Origin of the sequence: Buttiauxella noackiae ATCC 51607 (assembly GCF_001654865.1) — a bacterium.
GTDB lineage: Bacteria > Pseudomonadota > Gammaproteobacteria > Enterobacterales > Enterobacteriaceae > Buttiauxella > Buttiauxella noackiae.
In genome coordinates this window covers 1-1,238 of sequence record NZ_LXEO01000019.1, presented here as the reverse complement: position 1 = coordinate 1,238, position 1,238 = coordinate 1, and the positions used below count along the sequence as shown (strand labels likewise).

Annotated in this window: 1 pseudogene; it reads left to right on the top strand. The window is 57.6% G+C overall.

The annotated features are described in order from the left end of the window. Positions 1–1,238, top strand: a pseudogene (locus tag M979_RS23525) (ImcF-related family protein); the annotation flags it as partial.

Sequence of the window (1,238 nt, the reverse complement as noted above, 5' to 3'; positions counted from 1 at the left end):
CGGCATTGCTCATTGGGGGGGTTGTTGCTGCCCTGATTTTTTTGACGGCCATTCTGGGTTTTCTGTTTTCAGCATTCCCTGAAAAACTGGCATCCTGGACGGGTATGGGGCCAATGGATCCCAGCCGAATTTTAACGTTCTGCCTGTCAATTGCCGTCGTCTTCATTTCGCTGGGCTGGCTGGTAGAGAAAGCTTTCGATCGTGCAGGAAAATCCGGGGTAAGGCTGTCATTTAAAAAGAATCAGCCGCAAAAAACGGATGACACACCTCTCTCGTTACAGACTGAAGGGGCTGATGACCAGTTTACGGCAGCCCCTCTCACCGAACATCTCCACCTGCGCTATGGCCGCCGCTGGAAAAGCAAAATCCGTATCCTGCTGGCTCAGGGCGAGGATGAGGACATCGAAAATGCCATACCCGGTCTTAAGCGCGACCTGTGGCAGGAAGGGGACGGCATTGTTCTCGTGCATGGCGGGAATGCCCAGTCTCCGCTCAATGAAACCTTAGTGCAGGCCCTGCGTCAGGTGCGCCCGCGCCGCCCGCTGGATGGGATTGTGCAGGTCCTCAGTACTTCCGCACTGCCATCAGCCGCTGAGCGTGATGCTTTCTTACGCAGCCGCCAGAAATCTGACCGTCTGCTGGGCTGGCAGGCGCCGGTCTGGTTGTGGCTGATTGATAAACAGTTCGGCGCACAGGGAGATCGAGACGTGATGCCGGCAGGCACCCTGTTTGGCCCGGGTGCCCCTGCACAGGAAATTGCCGACTCACTCGATGACCTGGTACCACGATTACGTCAGGTGGGCATGAGTCAGGTGCTGAACAACACTCGCCATGACTGGCTGCTGAGACTCTCCTTCCGTCTGCAGGATGGCCTGAAAAATCGTCTGTCTGTGTTACTGACCGGAATGATGCAGGGCCCGGCGCCGTACCGGTTACGTGGGTTGATGCTCAGCCCGGTACTGGCTGCCAGTGAGGAGATGGTGCCTAATGCCCGTCTGAGAGCTCCCGTCTGGCAGGCACTGGAAGAAGACTGTCAGGCCGCGAAGGCGAAAAAGCTCTCGTTCGACTGGCTGAAAGCCCTGCGTCTGTGCCTGTTGGGCATGATTGTGCTATGGGGCGCCGGGACTCTGTTATCCCTGGCGGTGAACCGTACGCAGCTTCATCAGGCTCAGGAAACGGCTCACATCGCGGCAGACACCACCCGGCCGCTGGCAGAGCGCCTGCATAACCAACTAATT